Origin of the sequence: Ensifer sp. Root1252, assembly GCF_001425885.1 — a bacterium.
Lineage (GTDB): Bacteria > Pseudomonadota > Alphaproteobacteria > Rhizobiales > Rhizobiaceae > Ensifer > Ensifer canadensis.
In genome coordinates this window covers 19,339-36,892 of sequence record NZ_LMDT01000035.1, presented here as the reverse complement: position 1 = coordinate 36,892, position 17,554 = coordinate 19,339, and the positions used below count along the sequence as shown (strand labels likewise).

Annotated in this window: 17 protein-coding genes; 9 read left to right on the top strand and 8 right to left on the bottom strand. The window is 56.4% G+C overall.

The features are described 5' to 3' along the window. Positions 1-257, bottom strand: a 257-nt coding sequence (locus tag ASD02_RS38690) for a hypothetical protein (protein ID WP_200951721.1), incomplete at its 3' end; no start/stop codon positions are given. Between the two features lie 516 nt (positions 258-773). On the opposite strand from ASD02_RS38690, the gene ASD02_RS29605 reads away from it, so the two are divergent. The 9 genes from ASD02_RS29605 to ASD02_RS29565 are packed head-to-tail and all read left to right on the top strand — an operon-like array spanning position 774 to position 7,743. Next, positions 774-1,481 (top strand): PilN domain-containing protein, encoded by a 708-nt coding sequence (locus tag ASD02_RS29605; protein WP_210178349.1) that lies wholly within the window; start codon positions 774-776, stop codon positions 1,479-1,481. Then, on the top strand, positions 1,478-2,083 hold the full coding sequence (gene gspM / locus ASD02_RS29600; RefSeq protein WP_057221442.1) for a type II secretion system protein GspM: 606 nt from the start codon (positions 1,478-1,480) through the stop codon (positions 2,081-2,083). The genes ASD02_RS29605 and gspM overlap by 4 nt, the downstream gene beginning before the upstream one ends. Positions 2,084-2,088: 5 nt before the next feature. Further along, positions 2,089-2,610: a type II secretion system protein N gene (locus tag ASD02_RS29595; protein ID WP_156408486.1), complete on the top strand. Its 522-nt coding sequence runs from the start codon at positions 2,089-2,091 to the stop codon at positions 2,608-2,610. After that, entirely contained in the window at positions 2,597-3,484 is an 888-nt protein-coding gene (locus ASD02_RS29590) for a hypothetical protein (protein WP_057221440.1), read from the top strand. The genes ASD02_RS29595 and ASD02_RS29590 overlap by 14 nt, the downstream gene beginning before the upstream one ends. Further along, entirely contained in the window at positions 3,481-5,091 is a 1,611-nt protein-coding gene (locus ASD02_RS29585) for a GspE/PulE family protein (RefSeq protein WP_057221439.1), read from the top strand. Before ASD02_RS29590 ends, ASD02_RS29585 begins: the two co-directional genes overlap by 4 nt. After that, positions 5,091-6,293, top strand: a complete 1,203-nt coding sequence (locus ASD02_RS29580; RefSeq protein WP_057221438.1) for a type II secretion system F family protein — start codon at positions 5,091-5,093, stop codon at positions 6,291-6,293. Before ASD02_RS29585 ends, ASD02_RS29580 begins: the two co-directional genes overlap by 1 nt. Beyond that, complete coding sequence (locus ASD02_RS29575) at positions 6,290-6,754, top strand: GspH/FimT family protein (protein ID WP_057221437.1); 465 nt, start codon at positions 6,290-6,292, stop codon at positions 6,752-6,754. Before ASD02_RS29580 ends, ASD02_RS29575 begins: the two co-directional genes overlap by 4 nt. After that, positions 6,744-7,103 (top strand): prepilin-type N-terminal cleavage/methylation domain-containing protein, encoded by a 360-nt coding sequence (locus ASD02_RS29570; protein ID WP_057221436.1) that lies wholly within the window; start codon positions 6,744-6,746, stop codon positions 7,101-7,103. Before ASD02_RS29575 ends, ASD02_RS29570 begins: the two co-directional genes overlap by 11 nt. Before the next feature lie 7 nt (positions 7,104-7,110). Then, positions 7,111-7,743: a hypothetical protein gene (locus tag ASD02_RS29565; RefSeq protein ID WP_156408485.1), complete on the top strand. Its 633-nt coding sequence runs from the start codon at positions 7,111-7,113 to the stop codon at positions 7,741-7,743. On the opposite strand, the gene gspG is transcribed toward ASD02_RS29565, so the two are convergent. The 7 genes from gspG to ASD02_RS37595 form a co-directional block, all read right to left on the bottom strand. After that, positions 7,716-8,156, bottom strand: a complete 441-nt coding sequence (gene gspG, locus ASD02_RS29560; protein WP_057221434.1) for a type II secretion system major pseudopilin GspG — start codon at positions 8,154-8,156, stop codon at positions 7,716-7,718. The genes ASD02_RS29565 and gspG overlap by 28 nt on opposite strands. After that, positions 8,153-8,644 carry an A24 family peptidase gene (locus ASD02_RS29555; RefSeq protein ID WP_063978384.1) on the bottom strand — a complete coding sequence of 164 codons (492 nt, stop codon included), beginning with the start codon at positions 8,642-8,644 and terminating at the stop codon, positions 8,153-8,155. Before ASD02_RS29555 ends, gspG begins: the two co-directional genes overlap by 4 nt. Beyond that, on the bottom strand, positions 8,634-10,790 hold the full coding sequence (gene gspD / locus ASD02_RS29550) for a type II secretion system secretin GspD (RefSeq protein ID WP_057221432.1): 2,157 nt from the start codon (positions 10,788-10,790) through the stop codon (positions 8,634-8,636). Before gspD ends, ASD02_RS29555 begins: the two co-directional genes overlap by 11 nt. Before the next feature lie 337 nt (positions 10,791-11,127). After that, a complete protein-coding gene (locus ASD02_RS29545; protein WP_057221431.1) occupies positions 11,128-11,643 on the bottom strand; it encodes a hypothetical protein in 516 nt (171 codons plus the stop codon). Positions 11,644-11,769: 126 nt separating this feature from the next. After that, positions 11,770-12,210 (bottom strand): HlyD family efflux transporter periplasmic adaptor subunit, encoded by a 441-nt coding sequence (locus ASD02_RS29540; protein WP_082555667.1) that lies wholly within the window; start codon positions 12,208-12,210, stop codon positions 11,770-11,772. Continuing rightward, a complete protein-coding gene (locus ASD02_RS40650) occupies positions 12,173-14,350 on the bottom strand; it encodes an AAA domain-containing protein (protein ID WP_082555665.1) in 2,178 nt (725 codons plus the stop codon). The genes ASD02_RS29540 and ASD02_RS40650 overlap by 38 nt, the downstream gene beginning before the upstream one ends. Positions 14,351-14,527: 177 nt before the next feature. After that, positions 14,528-17,344 (bottom strand): trypsin-like peptidase domain-containing protein, encoded by a 2,817-nt coding sequence (locus tag ASD02_RS37595; protein WP_162255927.1) that lies wholly within the window; start codon positions 17,342-17,344, stop codon positions 14,528-14,530. Between the last annotated feature and the right edge of the window lie 210 nt (positions 17,345-17,554).

Here is a 17,554-nt window from a genome sequence, read left to right as displayed (position 1 = left end):
CCCAACCGGGTGCGATCGACGGCCGTGTCCGGCTTGACCTCAGACTGGGCTGGATCACCTGCCCCCGCCGCGCCGCCAAGTCCCTGCGCGCCATTGCCGAGCCCACCGCCAGCAACACCGGAGCTCTCGCTTTCCTGCGCGTGCGCGACGCCGACAAAGGCGGCAGCAAGGTCAAGTGACCGCTCTTGCACTCCCGTCGACAAGACGAGCGAAACCGTGGCGGCCAGAGCCGCAAAACCGAGCAAATTGTGACGCATGGACTCCCTCGACAGAACGCCGAATCCTAAAAATGAAGCGGCAGGTTATGAGAGCAAAAAATCGAAATGCAACTGCATTTCTGATGAAATCCACGGCTGTGTTTATATTAGCAATGCAAGCTGTGGATAGGGACGGTGCCACCCCGGTGATGCTGTCATGCGACATCCGAGCCGCCTATCTTTAACTCGAAACCAGCGATTCGGCTGACAGAAAGAGGCACCTTGGTGGGCGTTCTCCAAGATTTCTGGGAATGGTGGGTAACGGAGCTGAAAAGCATCCGCAGGCCTACGTTGCCGAGAGCCGAGTCCGCCCCCGTGCTGAAAATTCGGAGAGGAACAGGCCAACTATTGTCCGCAGGATCGGTGACGGCAGATTTCGCTCCAGACGAATTTGGTCATTCTGAATTCGCCTCGACGAAGAGACCCGAGTTCCACCTGCTGCTGGGAGAAGGTCGCTTCATCCTCCGCAAGATTTCGGAGCGGCGGCTTCCCCGATCAAGGCTGATGGAAATGGCAGTGATCGACCTCGTGGACAGGACGCCTTTCAGGACGGAGGATGTCAACGTTGCTCCTGTCAGCCTCGGCGATGGGGCCTACTATCTCGTCGTGCGCAAGGACATCCTTGAACCGTGGCTCGCGACGGCGCTGCCTTTTGCCGGCGCTCGCGCGGCAGGTCTTGGACTTGAGATCGACGGAGAGCCGCTCTGGCTGCCGCAGGACGTCGCCCGTATGATCGACAAACGGATCGCGCGAAGGGGGTGGAGGCAGATAGTTCCGGCACTGACATTTGGGCTTGTGCTGTTGCTGAGTTTTGTCACCTTCTCGCATCTTGCCTGGCGCAACGCGTTGGCATCCACGTCACTGGACGAAAAGGTTTCGCAATACCGCGATGATGCGATCAAAATCCGCAAGGCGCTCGATGACAGGGCGCGGGCACTCACGGCAATCGAGACAGCACGCCTGCGCAAGGCGCAGGCCGTACCATTCGCCCGTGTGTGGGAGGAACTGACGAAGACGCTTCCTGACACTGCCTATTTGACGGACCTTAGCCTTGACGGCGATGTCGTGACGTTTTCAGGCTTTGCACAATCTGCAGCACAGCTCATTCCATTGCTGGCTGCCTCCCAAACGTTTGCAAGTCCGGTCTTGACCGGACCGGTCTCTCGCGTACCCGGCCGGACAGGAGAACAGTTTCAGATCAAAGCCTCGGTTGGCCGCCAATGACCGAGCTTCTGATCCGTTTGATGAATGCCCCCACTCGCATGCGGCAGTTGGTTGCCTTCGGCTGCCTGCTGGCTGCCGGACTTGTGGCGGTCAGCTTGGTTCTCTCGGCCATCCAACTGCTCGATGATCAGAATGCACAGATTGACGAGCAAAGGAGAGACCTGGCCCGCATCAACGCTCTACTGGCGCAAAAGCCGATGCTTGACGCCAAGACATCACTCCCGTCGAACCAGACGATTTTCCTCGAGGGGGGCGATATCGGCGTGCTCCAAGCCAAGCTGCAGGATATCGTCGCTTCCATCGCTCTGTCTGCAGGAAGCACGATCTCATCCGCCAGTGTGACCCCAGAAGCGGAAGTCAACGGGGTTCGGTCGATTGGGCTGCGTGTAAGCTTCGAAGGAAGAATGAAGTCCACTCAAGACACGGTCGTCGGCATTGAAACATCTCAACCACAGCTAGTCGTGCAACGCGCGGATATGCGTGCCAGCAATGTTCCTGCCGGAGAAACTCTAACGCAGCCGCTTCAGATCTCGACGCAATTGACAATCTACGCTTCAATACGTCCGGCGGACCCCGCACCTGCTACCGGAAAGCTTCCGTGAGGCGAGTGAACGCCCACTACTGGCTTCCTATCAGTGGCGTCGCCGTCTTCAGCGCGGCTGTCATCAACGCATGGCTCTTCTGGTCACCGGTTGATATCAGCCCTCTCGATGGACCTCAGAAAAAAACCGCAGGCCCATCGGCTGGCTTGGCCGAAGGGCTGTCCACCGAGCTTGATCTGGCCGAAGCACTCGCTCGTCCACTTTTCAGTCCCACACGAAAAGAGTTTGAGCCAGCGCCGGTGGCTGAACCGGTTGTCGAGCAGGAGCAACCAGTCGCCGCCGCACCTTCCGCGAACCTGGCTGCGCCCTCGTTCTCGCTGCAGGGGATCCGCCAGATAGGCCGCCGGCCAGCCGCCCTTATATCGCAGTCCCCTCAATCTGCCGGCGACTGGTATGAAATTGGCCAGTCGATCGATGGGTGGACATTGAAGGAGATCCGAAAGGACGGCGTTTCTGTCAGCAATTCGAGCGCTACCCTTGAACTGGGTCTCTACGACCATGTGGGTGGTGCCAATGATCGACAGTGAGAACGAGAAATCCGGATTTGCACTCGTTGCAGTGCTGGCATTCCTGACGCTGTTTGCGTTGTTCCTGGCTCCTTTCGCGACCGCTTCGAGAATACGCGCGCTGACGGTCAATAATCGCTTCGAGACTTTAAAGTTCGATCTGGCCGCTCAGGCGATCAATGCGATGCTTGCTGGAGAACTTGTTGCTCAGCCGGGCCTCAAGCAAAAACTGCTGGAGGCAAGCCGCCGTTGGCCATTGCAATGCAAGATCGGAAATATTCCCCTGACTTTGCAGGTACTCGACCAGGCCAGCCTGATCGACATCAACAAAGCGACACCGGAATTGATAGCGGCAGGCTTCATTGGCCTTGGCCTCAGCCCAGCCAATGCGGAAGCGACGGCAAGGGCAGTGGTGGCATTCCGCTCGGTACAGATTTCCGGTGACATTGTTCCGGACCACATCGTTCCCGCAAACGGCATGAAACACGGGCCGTTTGAAGATCTGACCGAACTCAATGAATTTGGGTCGCTTCGGGAGGTCCCGATGCAGCGTCTGACCCGTGTCTTTACCTTGTTCAACCCCTCGGGAAACCTACTCGATCGATCTCTCGACCCTTCACTTGAGGAACACTTGGATGCCGGTCAGACAACTCCGTCGTCGGGGACATTTTTTTCGTCCCAAGTCCTTTCGATCGAGACCAACCTTGGAACCGGTGGCGCGAATGGGTCGGATCACGCTGTGGTCGTGATCGACAACAGCAACAAGACCTTCAACAGATTGGCGTCCCTCCAATCGAAGCTGGAGGGAACCGGCGCGAGTACAAATGCGGTTCCCTGCACCGGCATCATTGGCGGCGCAATTCCCACGTTCGTGCAACAGAGCTTGAACCGATGACCGAACTGCCATCTTTGGATCATTTTCTCTCGCACCTCGAGGCGATTGGCAAGTTGACGACCGAAGCGGCGCAGCGTGTCCGCGGCGTTCACCGAGTTTCGAGACAGCCCGTCGATATCATCATCCGGGAACTCGGCCTCCTTCAGGAGGCGGCAATCGCCAGGGAGCTTTCACAATTTCTCGCAATAGACGCCTGGTCCGGGCCGTTGAGCCTTGAGGGTAGTTCGCTGCTTGAGACACTCGGCCTTGGTTATGCCCGCGAGAATGCCGTCATTCCCCAAAGCATGACCGGCGATCGGCTATTGTTGATCGCCGCCGATCCATTCGACAAAACGGCCATCGAGACCGTCGGGTATTTCTTCGACCGCGATGTCGATCTCGCACTGGCGCAGCGCAGCTGGATTGACGAACAGATTGAAGCCTACTCAAAGGCGGTCAGCGAAGAGACGGTCGACGCACTTTCCTTGGATCAAGCCAACGAGACGGATCTGGAGCGTCTGGTCGACATTGCGCGAGACGCTCCCATCGTCAAGTTTGTCTCTCGGATTATTCAGCAGGCCGTCGACGAGCGGGCAACGGATATTCACATCGAACCGCAATCTGAAGTCATGCGGGTGCGATTGCGTCGCGACGGATTGCTAATGGCGACGGAAAATGCGCCAATCGCTCTGCATCCGGGCACGATAAGCCGCCTGAAAATCCTTGCGCGCCTCAACATTGCCGAGCGACGCCTGCCGCAGGACGGTAAACTTCGCGTGGCTGTTCGCGGACAGGAGGTGGATCTACGGCTCTCTGTCATGCCGACTGTGCACGGAGAGACTGCAGTGCTGCGCGTCCTGGATCGCCAATCGGTTTCCCTCGACCTGGCTGCATTGGGGTATTCCGAGGATGCGATTGCGGGGCTCCAGCAAGCGATTGCGCGCCCCAACGGCCTGATCCTCGTCAGCGGACCGACCGGTTCCGGGAAAACGACAACGCTTTATGCCATCTTGAATGCGTTGAACCGCCCCGAAGTCAAAATCTTCACTGTTGAGGATCCGGTGGAGTACCGTTTCGCCGGTATCACGCAGTTGCAGATCGACCCGTCCATCGGATTGTCATTCGCCACAGCTTTGCGCTCTGTGCTGCGGCAGGACCCCGATGTCATCCTTGTGGGCGAAATCCGTGACAGGGAGACAGCCGAGATTGCAGTCCAGGCCGCACTCACCGGTCACCTGGTCCTGAGCACACTGCACACCAACAGTGCCATCGGCGCATTCAGCAGACTTCGCGACATGGGAGTGGAGCCATTCCTGCTGGAGGCAACGACACGGTGTGTGATCGGCCAACGGCTGGTGCGTCAAAGTTGTGGCAGTTGCGAGAGCGACCTGGGCTGTGCCGCCTGCGGAGGCACCGGATATGTGGGTCGCCGCGCAGCCTATGAAATCTTGCATGTATCAAACGCCATTAAGGGCGCAATACTGAGTGGCCTCGCCGAAAGCGACTTCCTGGAAATCGCACGGCGAGAGGGGATGGTGCCGCTGCGCGAGTATGCCGAAGCGTTGGTTAGGAGCGGTCAAACCTCCATGAACGAAGTGATCCGAGTGATAGAACCGGAGCGCTTGTGATGCGCAGGTTCAGCTATGATGCGTTTAAAAGAGATGGTGCGAAGGTCACAGGCACGATCGATGCCAGCGACGAGGTGGAGGCTCGACGGACGCTTAAAGGCAACGGCTTGACGGTGCAGAAGCTCGCCTTAGAAGACGCCGGTCGGCCCCGTCGATTTTCGCTCAATCTCAAACGGCCTTTCGATACAACGGCTTTCTTCCGCGAACTCGCGGTCCTGACCGGATCAAGCCTGACACTCGACCAGGCGCTTCACGTCATGAAATCCGCCGCAGTCAGGAAGGAATCCCAGGACATCATCGAAGCCATGGCCGCGAGGCTGGCGGCAGGCGAACCACCGTCGTCTGCCGTTCAACTGATTGAGGACCTTCCCGACGATCTGCGTGCGCTCGTATCGGTGGGAGAACGATCGGGCAAGCTTTCTTCGGTGTTGGCAGTGATCGCCGATGACTTGTCCCGAAGGCAGGAGCAGCGCAAGAAGCTGATCGACGCAGCGGTCTATCCTGCATTCCTGCTTCTCATGATGCTGGGAGCGCTACTCGTGGTGACGTTTGTGCTGGTGCCGGCGCTTGTTCCGGTATTCGAAGGCTCAGGCAAGCCGTCGCCACTCATGGTCGAGATCTTGTCTGGGTTGCGTGAGCTTCTGATCAGTCCATGGTTTTCGATTGCGGCGAGTTCTGGGCTCCTCGCTTTCGCCCTCGTCTTGATGTTCAAGGCACAGGTAATCAGCAATATGTTCACACGCATGCTGCAATCAGCGCCGCTCATAGGGCCGATGGTGATCAAGTCGACTCTTGCCCGCTACCTCCAGAGCCTGGCGCTCCTTCTGGAGAACTCTGTTTCCCTTCCCGATGCGCTTGCCCTCTCGAGCGATTGCTGCTCTGTCCAATCGCTCAAGCCGCCGATGATAGCCGTTAGAGAAAAAGTGGTATCGGGCCGGCCCTTGAGTGATGCATTGCAGGAGAGCAATATTTTCCCAGCTCAAGTCGTCTCGCTCGTTCGCGCCGGTGACCAGGTCAACAAGCTATCGATAGTGCTTTCCAATTCATCTGCATTGCTCCGCAACGAGGTTCAGCGACGCGCGGACGCGACGATGGCGCTCATGACACCGGTCGTGACGATCGTTCTTGGCCTTCTGGTGGGCGGCCTCGTTATATCGGTCATGTCGGCACTGCTTAGCGTCAACGAACTTGGGACCCCATGAGGCAGCAGGACGCAGAAACGACCGACGGTTTCAGCCTGGTAGAGATGCTGGTGGCGCTCGCCATCATCGGGCTTGCCGCCGCCATCGCGCTTCCCAGCGTCTCATCGCGCAAAACGCAAACGCCAGACCGCCTGGTCACACAAGTAGCCCACTTGGCACAGACTGCCAGACTCCGCGCGATGAGTTCTGGTATGCCGACCGAAGTCATAATCGACATCACGCAGAATCATCTTCGCCTGGACCCTGGTGGGGAGAATTTGTCGCTCCCGGATCATATCACGATGGCAGCTGTCGTCGGCCGAGACGCTCAGACCACCGCTGACATTGGGCGTATCGTTTTCTTCCCCAATGGCGGCGCAACCGGCGGGGAGATAACACTCGGCGAAACGACAGGCCGGAAGGCCAGTCTTCGCGTGCATTGGCTGACGGGCGCGGTAAAGTCGATAAACGATGTCCGTTGAACCTGAAACGACCAATTCTGGCTTCAGCCTGCTTGAGGTGATTGTCGCCTTTGTCATTCTATCGAGTGCACTGGTCGTCGCAGCACAGACGATCACACTTGCTTCGCGAAGTTTGGCTGCTGCCGATGAGAAGGAGCAGACCATCGAAATGATCGCCAGGTTGCGGGCCAGTGCCCCCGATGACACCTTATCCCGGATAAGTGACGACAAGGGCGGTGTTTGGCACGTTGCCTTCCGCCGGTCGACGGATGATTCTGCTTTGGCTGCAGGAGTATCCGCGCTGACGCTCACCAGTCCACGTGGAGCGCGCTATGACTTTCTTCTGCCTCCTCCGGCATTCGACAGGTAGGTCACCATTGCGCCGCAAGATTACCGAAGATGACGCAGTGGCGGGCTTTTCACTCGTTGAAACCTTGGTCGGACTGAGTATTCTCAGTCTCCTGTCCATCGTGCTGCTAGGTGCCTTTCAGCAGATCTATCCGCTTTACCGCGCAGGCAAGAACGCAGGCGAAAGCGTAGAGCTCGGAGTGATCGCCGATTTCCTCGAGGGCACCATTGAAGGCGCCCTACCTGTTGCTGAAATCCACAGTGCGGACCGACGCGTGGCGTTCGAAGGAAGCTCACATCGTCTCAGATTCGTAGGCAATCTGCGTGTGGGCAGCGATGAAGTTGGATTCCGTGAGATCGTCATTTCTTTCGAGCCAGCAGACGGCGGAAAGCTGATGCTCGAGACAGCCTCTCGCCGGACCGAAAAAGGTGAGATCACCCAGGAACTGATTGTTGAGGGTATTTACAATCTTCGCTTTGAATTCCTGGCAAACGTGTCCAGCGATGGTCCCGTTTGGAAGGACATGTGGTCAGACGCAGACAGAATCCCCGCCGCCGTCAGAGTTACGATACGCAAGCAGGATGGTAGACCATCAATCGGCATCCGCAGGACAATTTTCCTGCGCAACGCCGTTCACTCACTGCGCAAATCTGCATCCTGACCGTCGCCCCCCTCCTTGCCGTCCCGGCCGAATGAAATGACCTCGAATTGCTTCTCGGCAGCCGGACTTTCATATTTGTAGGCTTTCCCCCACGCGTCCTGAAGCGACGCACCTTTTTTGAGGTAAGGGCCGTTCCAGTTCCCTTCATTGTCGGGTCTGATTTCCAACGCTGCAAGGCCGCCCTCTGTGGTTGGATAACGTCCATTATCGATATAGTAGAGTTCGAGGGCGCTTTGAATATTCCGGATCTGCGTTCTGGTCGTGTCTACCTTGGCCGCGCCGAGATAACGCAGCACCTGGGGAGTAGCGATCGCGGCAATCAGGCCTATGATTGCCAAAACAACCAGCAGCTCAACAAGCGTAAAGCCCTGTTCGCCATTCTCGACGCGTTCTTTCGACTTTCGTGAGTTCATAGCTTTAAATCCATTAGCTGAAGGCCAAACTGTTCGAAGTGCCATACCCCCAGCAGCGATGCTGCCAAGAACGGCCCAAATGGCACGCGCACGGTGGTCGGCTCCGAGTGGTTGCGATATGCGACGAAGAAATAGACGAGTGCCGAGAGCGATGCGAGCAGCAGGAAAAGAGGGAAGTCCAACGGGCTCAGCCAGACGGCAGCAACGCCCGCAAATTTGACATCGCCCATTCCCAGTCCCACTCGGCCCGTCAGGGCGTAGTGGAAACGGCGCACGATCCAAAAGAGTGCGAAGATGACGCAACCAAAGGCCACTGCTGACACGATCGCCTCTCGCCCGCCATGCGCGGCACCCAGGATACCGGCCAGCAGCAGAACAATGTTCGTCCAATCCGGTATGACCATCGCTCTGAAGTCGGTCACGAAGATTACGACCGTGCATGCGGCAAGCACCAGAGAATATCCAAATGGAATAAGGTCAGTAGGCAAGGCGTTTGAGATCCTGCTGAAGTTTCGTGCCGCCGCGGCGTTTCGGGATGGCCGAACCAAAATCCAACTGCTGCCTGAACTCCTCGGTGACATCCCTTGCCTGCTGCACGTCGCGAACGACCCTCGGCTTGATGAAAATGATGAGCTCGGTCTTCTTGATGAGGTCGGTCTTGTTCTTGAACGCGTTTCCGATGAGGGGAATGTCGCCGAGAACCGGGACCTGACTGCGGCCAATGCTGTTTTTCTGCTGGATGAGACCGCCAAGAGCAATGGTCTCGCTGTCACTCACGATGACGCGCGTGGAAATCTTGCGCTGCTGAATTGTCGGGGAGTCAATTCCGGAAGAAGTCGTCTTCACCACATCGCTGACCTCCTGCTGGATATCCAACATGATGCGGCCAGAACTGTTCACTCGAGGTGTTACGGAAAGTATGACGCCCGTGTCCTTTAGCTCGATCGAATTGACGATCGGCGAATTTCCATCGGTGCTCGTTGCCTGCTGGGTGACGATCGGGACCTGATCGCCAACCTGAAGTGTCGCCTTCTGGTTATTGAGAGCCATCAGGGTCGGTGCGGAAACCACGTTTACGTCCGTGACGCTCGAGAGAGCGTTGAGCGTCACCCGGATATCGTTGGTGGCGTAGCTCCAGGAGAAGCCTGGGAAACTGGCCCCAACGGCGCCGGACGCCAAATCGGAAAGACCAATGCCAAAGTTTCCCGTTTCGAAGAACCAGCGCAAACCGAATTTCAGTTCATCCGTAAGCGTCACCTCTGCAATGACGGCTTCCAGAAGCACCTGTGTGGGCACAACATCCAATTGGCGGAGCAGCATCTGAATGTGGTCGTACTCTCGTGCCGTTGTGGAGATCAGGAGAGAGTTGTTCTCCGTATCCGCGACGATGGATGTCTTTGTCGACTTGGCAGCGGCGGCCATAGGCTCGCCCGACCACCCTTCAGATTCGAGCGGCTGCCCCCCCGTCGCGGACTGTCCGTCCGGGGAAAATGAGCTTGCGACGTTGCCGACTGTTGCGACCTGCATGTCTGGTGCGACCGTGTTCGCGCCTGCATCCAATTCGCCACCACGGCTCTGGCTGCTGACCACAGCCTGAAGAACCTGCGCGAGTTCCTTGGCGGGTCGGTTCTGGATGTTGTAGACGAATAGCTGTTCTTCGTTGGTGCTTGCCAGCTTGTCGAGCTTGGCAATCCACGTAGCCGCACGCGACAGATACGCAGGGCGCGACGTAATGACCAGGATGGACTTCAGCCGTTCATTAGGGAGGAACTTGATGATCTTGTTGCCTGCGCCGTTGTCGTTGGCAAAGATAGAATCTAGTTCCTTGGCCACGGCCGCCGGCTGAGATGCATTCAGCGGATGAAGCGCGACGGACATGCCTTTCATCCAGTCGACATCGAACACATTGATGGCATCCCGTAGCGAGGCCAGGTCATTGCTCGTGCCTGCAAGCATGATCAGATTGCGGGTGTCGTCCACCCGCAGGATCGAGCCTTGGCGGCTAATCGGCTCCAGGATACCCTTCATCTCCTGAGCCGAAATGTACTTCAGCTCAACGACCTGAACCTTCACACCTGGCCCCTTGGGCGACATGGAGGGGACACTTACGCTGGGTGTCGAGGAAAACGCTTCGGAGGACGGCACAATCTGATAATTGCCGCCGCGCTTAACGATGACCGCAGCGTTCACAGACAATGCCGACTCGAAGATATCAATCAATGCCTCACGGGACACCGGTGAGGAGGTTTGCAGTGTAACGGTGCCCGTCACTCGCGGGTCCACGACATAGCTGACTGAGAGTGTGTCCCCAAGGACGCTTTTTGCGGCTGCTGCGATTGGTGCGTCCACGAGGTTTAGCGAGTAGCCCTCCCCGCCGTTGGCCATTTCACCGACAGATATGGGGGCGTCGTAACCGACGAAACTTCCTGTCCCCGGCGAGACTGCTCCTGTGAAGGCCTGGCCGCTGCCGTCTCTTCCTATTCTCGTGGTTCCGCCGTGGGAAGTCGGCAGTGGCTTGCCGTGGGAGTCCAGTTGGCTCATCTTCACCGACAGCACGTCTGTGACTGCATCGTCGGATGTGCAGGAAGAAAGCGCGACGGCGCTTAGCAATGCAAGGTAGAGCGCGGGTTTCATGGACGGGACTCACAATATCGATCCCATCTCACTATATGCGGCGCGGATTGCGAGCACGCAGCAAATGCACGCAACTCAAGCTGTCCACAACTAGCGCACGGGCCTGGCGGAAGTTCATCGTGTCGCTAAGCGAACAGAAAGCCAGGATGGAATACTGGCAGGGTTACCTTCAGGCGGCCCTCGGCGAATGTGTCGACTTCAACGGAGGGAAGCCCTTGAAGAAGCTGACGAGGCGCGCGATCGAGCGCCTTGCGCGGCCCCGGACGATCGGCTTGGGGAATTCTGCGCCGCAACATGTTCATGTGTCGCGGAGCCATCCAGTATTCAAACGCCGGCCTCACTTCTTCAATGCGAACTTCCGGGCAGACCGCCCATAGGTCCACCTCAATATCCCGTATCCAAGCAGCCAAGAAAACAGTGCTGCTCCGCCAAAAATTAGCAGCAACAAGCCAGTACCAAGATCCATCCACATCGCCACGAGTTGCTGACGCATGACATAGTATGAAAGCTGGTAAACTGGATGAGCGATGAGGAACGCCATAACGTAGTGGAAAGCTACCATAATCAAGCCGCTGACGAGGCTCATGAGGATGGATAGGAACGAGCCAACGGTCGCAAGCCTCCTCTTTTCGGCCAGGTTGGGAGCGCGCCCGCTAACTCGTATGAACCTTTCCGCCGAGACCCCGCCGACGGCGAACAATAGTCCAATGCAGGCGCCCGTTCCTATGCTGTTTGGAAGCGATCCGAAATAGCGCTGATAGACTGCTGCACCAATTGCGAACGCAAGAGAGGCGGCGAGCGCGACGAGAGCATAGTGGCGATAGAAAGGCGATAGGCTAGTAGCCTTGGACATCGGTAGTTCCATTCGTTGGATGGCAATCTTAAAAAAGCGATAGACTAAGCTGGTCCCAGCGACGGATCGTAGTCGGCAGAACTCGGGTTCCCAGGAGCTTCGCCTCACCGGCTGGCGGCACCCACGCTATCTTTCCTTCATCGCCCCTGAAGCGACCTCAGCCAGCGGCGAGAACAAATACTCCAGGATGCGACGTTGTCCGGTCTTGATCTCGATAGTGACGGTCATGCCCGGCGCCAGCGGAACGGCTTTGCCGTCGACCAGAATGTCGGTTTCGATTGGATCGACGATCACGGGATAGACCAGGTTCTGGACCCGCTGGGCATTGCTGACCGGAACAGTCGATTGCAGGTTGCCGGATGACATTTCCTCGAGCTGTCGAGCGTCCGGTTCGGGGATGGCGTCGGTGGCGACACGGATCACCTTGCCGTGCAGGATGCCGTATCTCGTGAACGGGAACGCCTCCACCTTGATGACGGCCTCATCGCTCGCCTCGACAAAGCCGATGTCGCGGTTGGGCAAATAGGCTTCAATCTCCAGCTTCTGGTCGCTTGGAACGATCCGCATCAGTTCGGTGCCCGGCGTCAGCACCTGGCCAACGGTGGTAAGAAAGCTGGCGGTTATCGCCCACGACTACGGCGCGTTTGGCACGGGCAAATATTGGAAGGGCAGAAGCGATATCGCACTGACTGGCCTCGTCGAATATAGCTAGATCAAACAAACCGTCGCTAAGCGGCACACGTCGCGCCGTACCAAGGACTGAGACAAGCCATAGCGGACGGTGGGCGACCACGTCCGCGGCAAGCTCAGGTGGCAGCGGCCCTGAGCTTTGCGCGAGTTCGAGATTCGCTAGCTCTTCTCCAAGACGACGGCGATCAAGGTCGGAGAGAGTGACCTTGGCGGCGAGGACTTTTGGAAGGAAGTTTCGCGCGAGTGCTGCTATCTCCTGGGTGAGGACAACTGGATCTCCCTTAACATCAGCTTTCGAGAGCTCCGCCCGAAGGTGTTCCAGTCGGACGTTCAACGCGGATAGCGCTGTCTTCTCATCCAATGTCACATCACGCGATACCAGCTGCTTTTGTCTCAATCCAACTACGCGGAGCAATGCGGTGACGAGGCGTTGCCAGAGGCTAGCTGGCCGTCCAACTTCGACCGGCAGCTCGGCTGCACTGCCTTCCTCCTTTCGGGCCTCTATTCTTTCCAGTAACTCCGCGATCGAGCTGTAAAGGCGTGACTGCTCGTCAATCTGATCAAGTACTCGCACGCGGCTCTGTGCGAGGGTTGAGAGCTTTGATCGCGCGATTAGATCGGGCTCGCCACCTGATTTGGAGGGCTCGGTGATGAGCAGCCCGAGTACTTGGTGAAATGACTGATCGATTTCTCTGGTGGGATCCAGCGTTCTAATCAAGAACGGGCAATTGGGCGCAAGGCCACCAAGACGGCTTTCGACGGCATCCAACGCTTGGTGATTCTTGGAAGCGACAAGAACGCTGCCACCATCCGCCAACACAGATGCGGCGATCGATACTATGGCCTGACTTTTGCCAGTTCCGGGTGGACCCGTCACCACGGTCAGCGGCGCGACGAGGGAATGCCGCACAGCGTCAATCTGTTCCTTGTTCAGATCGGCGACGTTGATAGCGGGAGTGGCACGCAAGGGAGTTTGCGCCTTCAATCCAAGAATTGATGCAAGTGCCGTCGAGGCAAGCTTTTCGTGGGACCACATTGCGATGTGGTCGAGATCTCGTACGGCTCCGGCGGTGAAGGTGCTGTCGGTTGGGAGGAAAAGCGCCGCGATGTCGTGAATGCCCGCCGCTGATGGATCTAACTCTCTTCTCATCTGCTGACCGGAGACAACTCCCCGAAGAGTTCCGGCAACCGCTTCCTTCAGTCTCGACAAGAAATCGTCGCGACGAAAACCTAATCCTTCGACTTGGGTGAATACCTCCCGCAAGCCCGCTTCGTGCCAATTGGCGCTGCGAGCAGCCCCCTTGATCCAATCAGGATTTACCACGATGTCGTCAGTGTCGATCAGGACTTCCAGATGGGTGGAGTTTTTGGTCCATTCGGCACTGATCAAACCCACAGGCCAGACCACCTGCGTCCCTTGCTTCTTGCCAATGGCGATGGGCCAACCCACAGCCAAAGTCTGTTCATTGGCTTCCCGTTTAACTAGCGCTTTCCGGAATTCGTCGGGCAAGTCATCAAGCGCGAGCGAAATTGTGAGGATTTGACCTTCTTCCGGTGCCAATGGCCCCAGGCCTGTAAAGAGTTGCCACTGCACTCCGTGCCGATCTTCGACTTGCGAGATGGCACCCCGGGGATCGGTCCGTAGGGCAGAGCGATAATATCGGAGTAGAGCATTCGGGTCGAATGTAACGGCGGCGTCAGCAAGTTCGACATCGTTAACGTTAGATGAGCTACTGCGGAACGTTGCGTGAACTGGGCGAAGCAACTTGTCGTCTGCCAAAACGGCATCCGGGCGACGATTCGCGGTCGATACGGCCGCGTCTTTCGCGATCCTCGCCATTGGACGCCACCGTCCATCACGTCCCTTGCTGATCCTGCCTGACGCGCTGAGGTCAGAGAGCTCTGCATACAGTTCCGTACGCTTGCGAGGATCGAAATCGACCTCAAGCAACGCAAAAAGTTCATTGGTAGTTCGGCCTGTCGGGAAAGCCGAAATCGTGCGTAACAGTACCGACATTTAAAATATTGCCCCAACTGCGTTTAGAATCACGCAGTTCCTTCATTCCATCGCCCCAATTACTGAGTTTGCAATTGCGGAGGACTATGTCAACGGGGTGAAATCCTAAAAGTGTAAGTCGTTCTCAACGCGCAACTGGGACCAACTTGTCTATCGGTCCTGTAGCCAGAGGGAAGGTTAACGAAAATTAAAAAAAAGACTCGGATCAACGTTGTTTAAATGCCTGCTAATGTAGCTTTCATCGATATCTATTATTTTGTCCGCCGCATCAATAAGCTGCACTTCGCTTAAAGCCTCACGACTACCTAGTAACTCGCCTTTATCGTTCAGGGCAATCCAACCTTCAGGAGACGTGACACGCATATGAATGAACCCATTTCCAGTGTTAGCATCGATAATCGTGAGACCAAATGCTCCGAAGACCCTGATACTTCTCCCATCTGCCGAATACGCTACTTTCTGAATCTCTCCTATATTTGGAGAATAACGTGCCTTGAATGTTCCTCGAAGTGGGTCCCAAAGCTCAAGAAGGCTTCCGTCAGCCACAGCAATGGCATCGCCAATCGGAGAAAATGCGAATTCTTGCGCTCGGAAACGAGTAATAATTGTGACAAAGCTGCCTAACTCCCGGAGATTCCAAATCTTTATTCGCTTTTCATCGGGTTCCGCGGTGGCAAGAAGGTTGCCATCCTTGGAATAAGTCAACCGGCCAGCGTTCCACGCCTGCAGAGGGAGTTCAGTCACTTGGTCGCCCGTATCCATCACCCAAGTTCTCACGATTGCTCTGTCGACCCCATCATGATGGCTCCGCTCCACCGAAGCGGCGAGGGTTTGTCTGTCCGGAGAAAAGGCCACCTCCCAAGCAAGGGGCAAGTCGCTGCCTCCTTGAATTCGCCGCTTTAGCGTTCCTTCTGGTACGTTCCAGATATCTATGTTGTGGGCTCCGGTGCCAACGGCTATCGATCGAGAATCTCGTGAAAACCTGGTGTCTGCCACCAGTCCGTCGGACGGAATGACAAATTCCAAGTTACCGCTTTTCGCGTGGACAATCTGTATATCTCCACTTATCTTTGTAACTGCCAGCCAAAGTCCATTGGGTGAAATGTCCCCAAGACCGTCATACTCTTCGACCCCACCTAACACCGATTCAATGCGGCCCTTATCAAGATCAAAAATGGTAATTCTTCCAGCAGCCTTATCAATCCAGGCAGCAGTCGACCCATCCTCCTTGAACGCTCCCCAATCGACAGCGTAACCCGTTGGCTTGCTGCCTCCGACTTTTGTCCCTGACTGCAGGTTCCACAGGACAAAACCGTCGGTCTGGGTCGCCCAAGTAAGTTCCTCAGACGAAGCGAACTTTATAAAGTTAGAGCCATGGAAATCGATACTAGTAGCTACCGTTTCCGCGCCGCCGTTGGAAACATCGATTACGCTGACACTTGAATTATTCCCTCCACCTGGGCCAACTGCCACCTTCTTGCCATCCGAAGAAAAACCAATGGCCCCGGGGGAACCGCTAATCTCAGCGGATAACAGGATTTCCCAATTCGATGTGTTCCATATCACGAGCTTATTTGGGTCCGCAGAGAAGGCAGCTGCTAGCAGCCCACCATCGGGGGAGAAGTTTAGTCCGGCTACGGAGCCCAACTCGGGAAGGTCCACGACTAACTCCAAGCCATTTGTTGACCACGCCCTTATTGCGCCTGCCCAGTAGCCTGCGGCCAAAGTTTGGTCATTCGGAGAAAAAGCCAGTGTAAGCACGTTATTACGAATGAACTCGTGTGGCAGGCGTCCCACCATTTGGCCTCGGACAATGTTCCAGAGATAGACTACCCCACCTTCAGTCCCGGCGGCGATATACTCGCAGTCATGCGAGAACGCGATAGAAGTTATTCCATCTTGAAGTTCAGTGGTCAGCGTCCGCTTTATACGCCCCGAAACGGCGTCCCAAATCACGACTTTTCCGTCACTTGTCCCGCCAGCGAGGTATCTTCCATCGGCCGAATAGGCAGCAGTGTCGCCTAACCCGGGATAAAACTGCGGATAAATTACAACTTCGTTGGCCGTTACATTCAACACGAAGGGCCTTCCACTATACGATACTACGCCCATTGAGCCGTCAGATGAAAGGGCGAGAGGAATCGCATCGGCAGGAGGAACCAGCGATCTAAGAGTTGAGCCGGTTGGGGCTGATAGGCGTCTCGTCGGTTGACTGAACTTGTCAGCTGAAGAGAAAAAATGTGTTGAGATAGTCGACAGCGCGTCCTTGTTTATTGAGAAGGCTTCGCTCCTATCTCTTAGCGATAGAACGCGTTCCGCTGGTATGCCCCACCCCAACTGAGCCGCACCGTCCCTCAATCCACCATTACCAACTGCTGCAAGCGCTCCATTGACGTCAAAGATGGGAGATCCCGAGTCGCCATGCAGTAGCGGACCCTGAACGTGAAGTACGGGGAGGTTTACGGAAGGAAACCCTAGTCTCTCAAGGTCATCGCGAGCACCTTGATTCAACCCCGGTTTCAATGTCTTTGGAGCGATGTCACTGAGCCAAAGCCGAACGGACCGTAGCCCGCTCGTTGCTTCCGGAAAACCAGCCAGCCATATCGGCTCTCCAGGTGAAGGCGCGACGGTTCTGTCGAACCAAGCAGCCCAATCCGGCGGATTGACAACTTCCAACAAAACCAGATCGCCTTCGACATCAATGGACTTAATGCGCGCCTCGCGAACAACGATCCCAGAACTTTCGCTACTGGTCTCCCCACTGGCACCGCCAAATTCGACTGATATGCTGTCCGCTCCGGCCACCACGTGGAATGACGTAATCACGTCCGAAGCACGCTGCCACGTAAATCCACTCGCAACACGGCGAAGAGAAGAACTCGTAGACGAGTTAACGGCAATGACTCGCACTGTGCTTTTCTGTATTTGCGCGACGACGGCAAACGGCAATGCCTGAGAGAATGCCGGAAGGGGCATCGTGAACAGGTAGATCAAGAAAACCACTGCGGTTTGAATGTCTCGAAGGCCCATATTCGACGCCCACACTACTGCCGGGTCTTTTCAGATCCGGATCCGTTCAAGAATGAAGCTACTTCTACGGTAGCATATGAGTTTGCTCCGCAGCAAATCGGCAGTTTATGCGCAAGAGCTTTTCTGTGTTATAACTGGCACTAGAGGACAGATAGAACTATAGTCGGGGAAAAT

Excerpts from the sequence above, each read along its gene's own strand:
- gspM (WP_057221442.1), top strand. The coding sequence starts at position 1,478 with ATGACCGAGCTTCTGATCCGTTTGATGAATGCCCCCACTCGCATGCGG.
- ASD02_RS29590 (WP_057221440.1), top strand. The coding sequence starts at position 2,597 with ATGATCGACAGTGAGAACGAGAAATCCGGATTTGCACTCGTTGCAGTG.
- ASD02_RS29585 (WP_057221439.1), top strand. The coding sequence starts at position 3,481 with ATGACCGAACTGCCATCTTTGGATCATTTTCTCTCGCACCTCGAGGCG.
- ASD02_RS29580 (WP_057221438.1), top strand. The coding sequence starts at position 5,091 with ATGCGCAGGTTCAGCTATGATGCGTTTAAAAGAGATGGTGCGAAGGTC.
- ASD02_RS29575 (WP_057221437.1), top strand. The coding sequence starts at position 6,290 with ATGAGGCAGCAGGACGCAGAAACGACCGACGGTTTCAGCCTGGTAGAG.
- ASD02_RS29570 (WP_057221436.1), top strand. The coding sequence starts at position 6,744 with ATGTCCGTTGAACCTGAAACGACCAATTCTGGCTTCAGCCTGCTTGAG.
- gspG (WP_057221434.1), bottom strand. The coding sequence starts at position 8,156 with ATGAACTCACGAAAGTCGAAAGAACGCGTCGAGAATGGCGAACAGGGC.
- gspD (WP_057221432.1), bottom strand. The coding sequence starts at position 10,790 with ATGAAACCCGCGCTCTACCTTGCATTGCTAAGCGCCGTCGCGCTTTCT.
- ASD02_RS29545 (WP_057221431.1), bottom strand. The coding sequence starts at position 11,643 with ATGTCCAAGGCTACTAGCCTATCGCCTTTCTATCGCCACTATGCTCTC.
- ASD02_RS29540 (WP_082555667.1), bottom strand. The coding sequence starts at position 12,210 with ATGCGGATCGTTCCAAGCGACCAGAAGCTGGAGATTGAAGCCTATTTG.
- ASD02_RS40650 (WP_082555665.1), bottom strand. The coding sequence starts at position 14,350 with ATGTCGGTACTGTTACGCACGATTTCGGCTTTCCCGACAGGCCGAACT.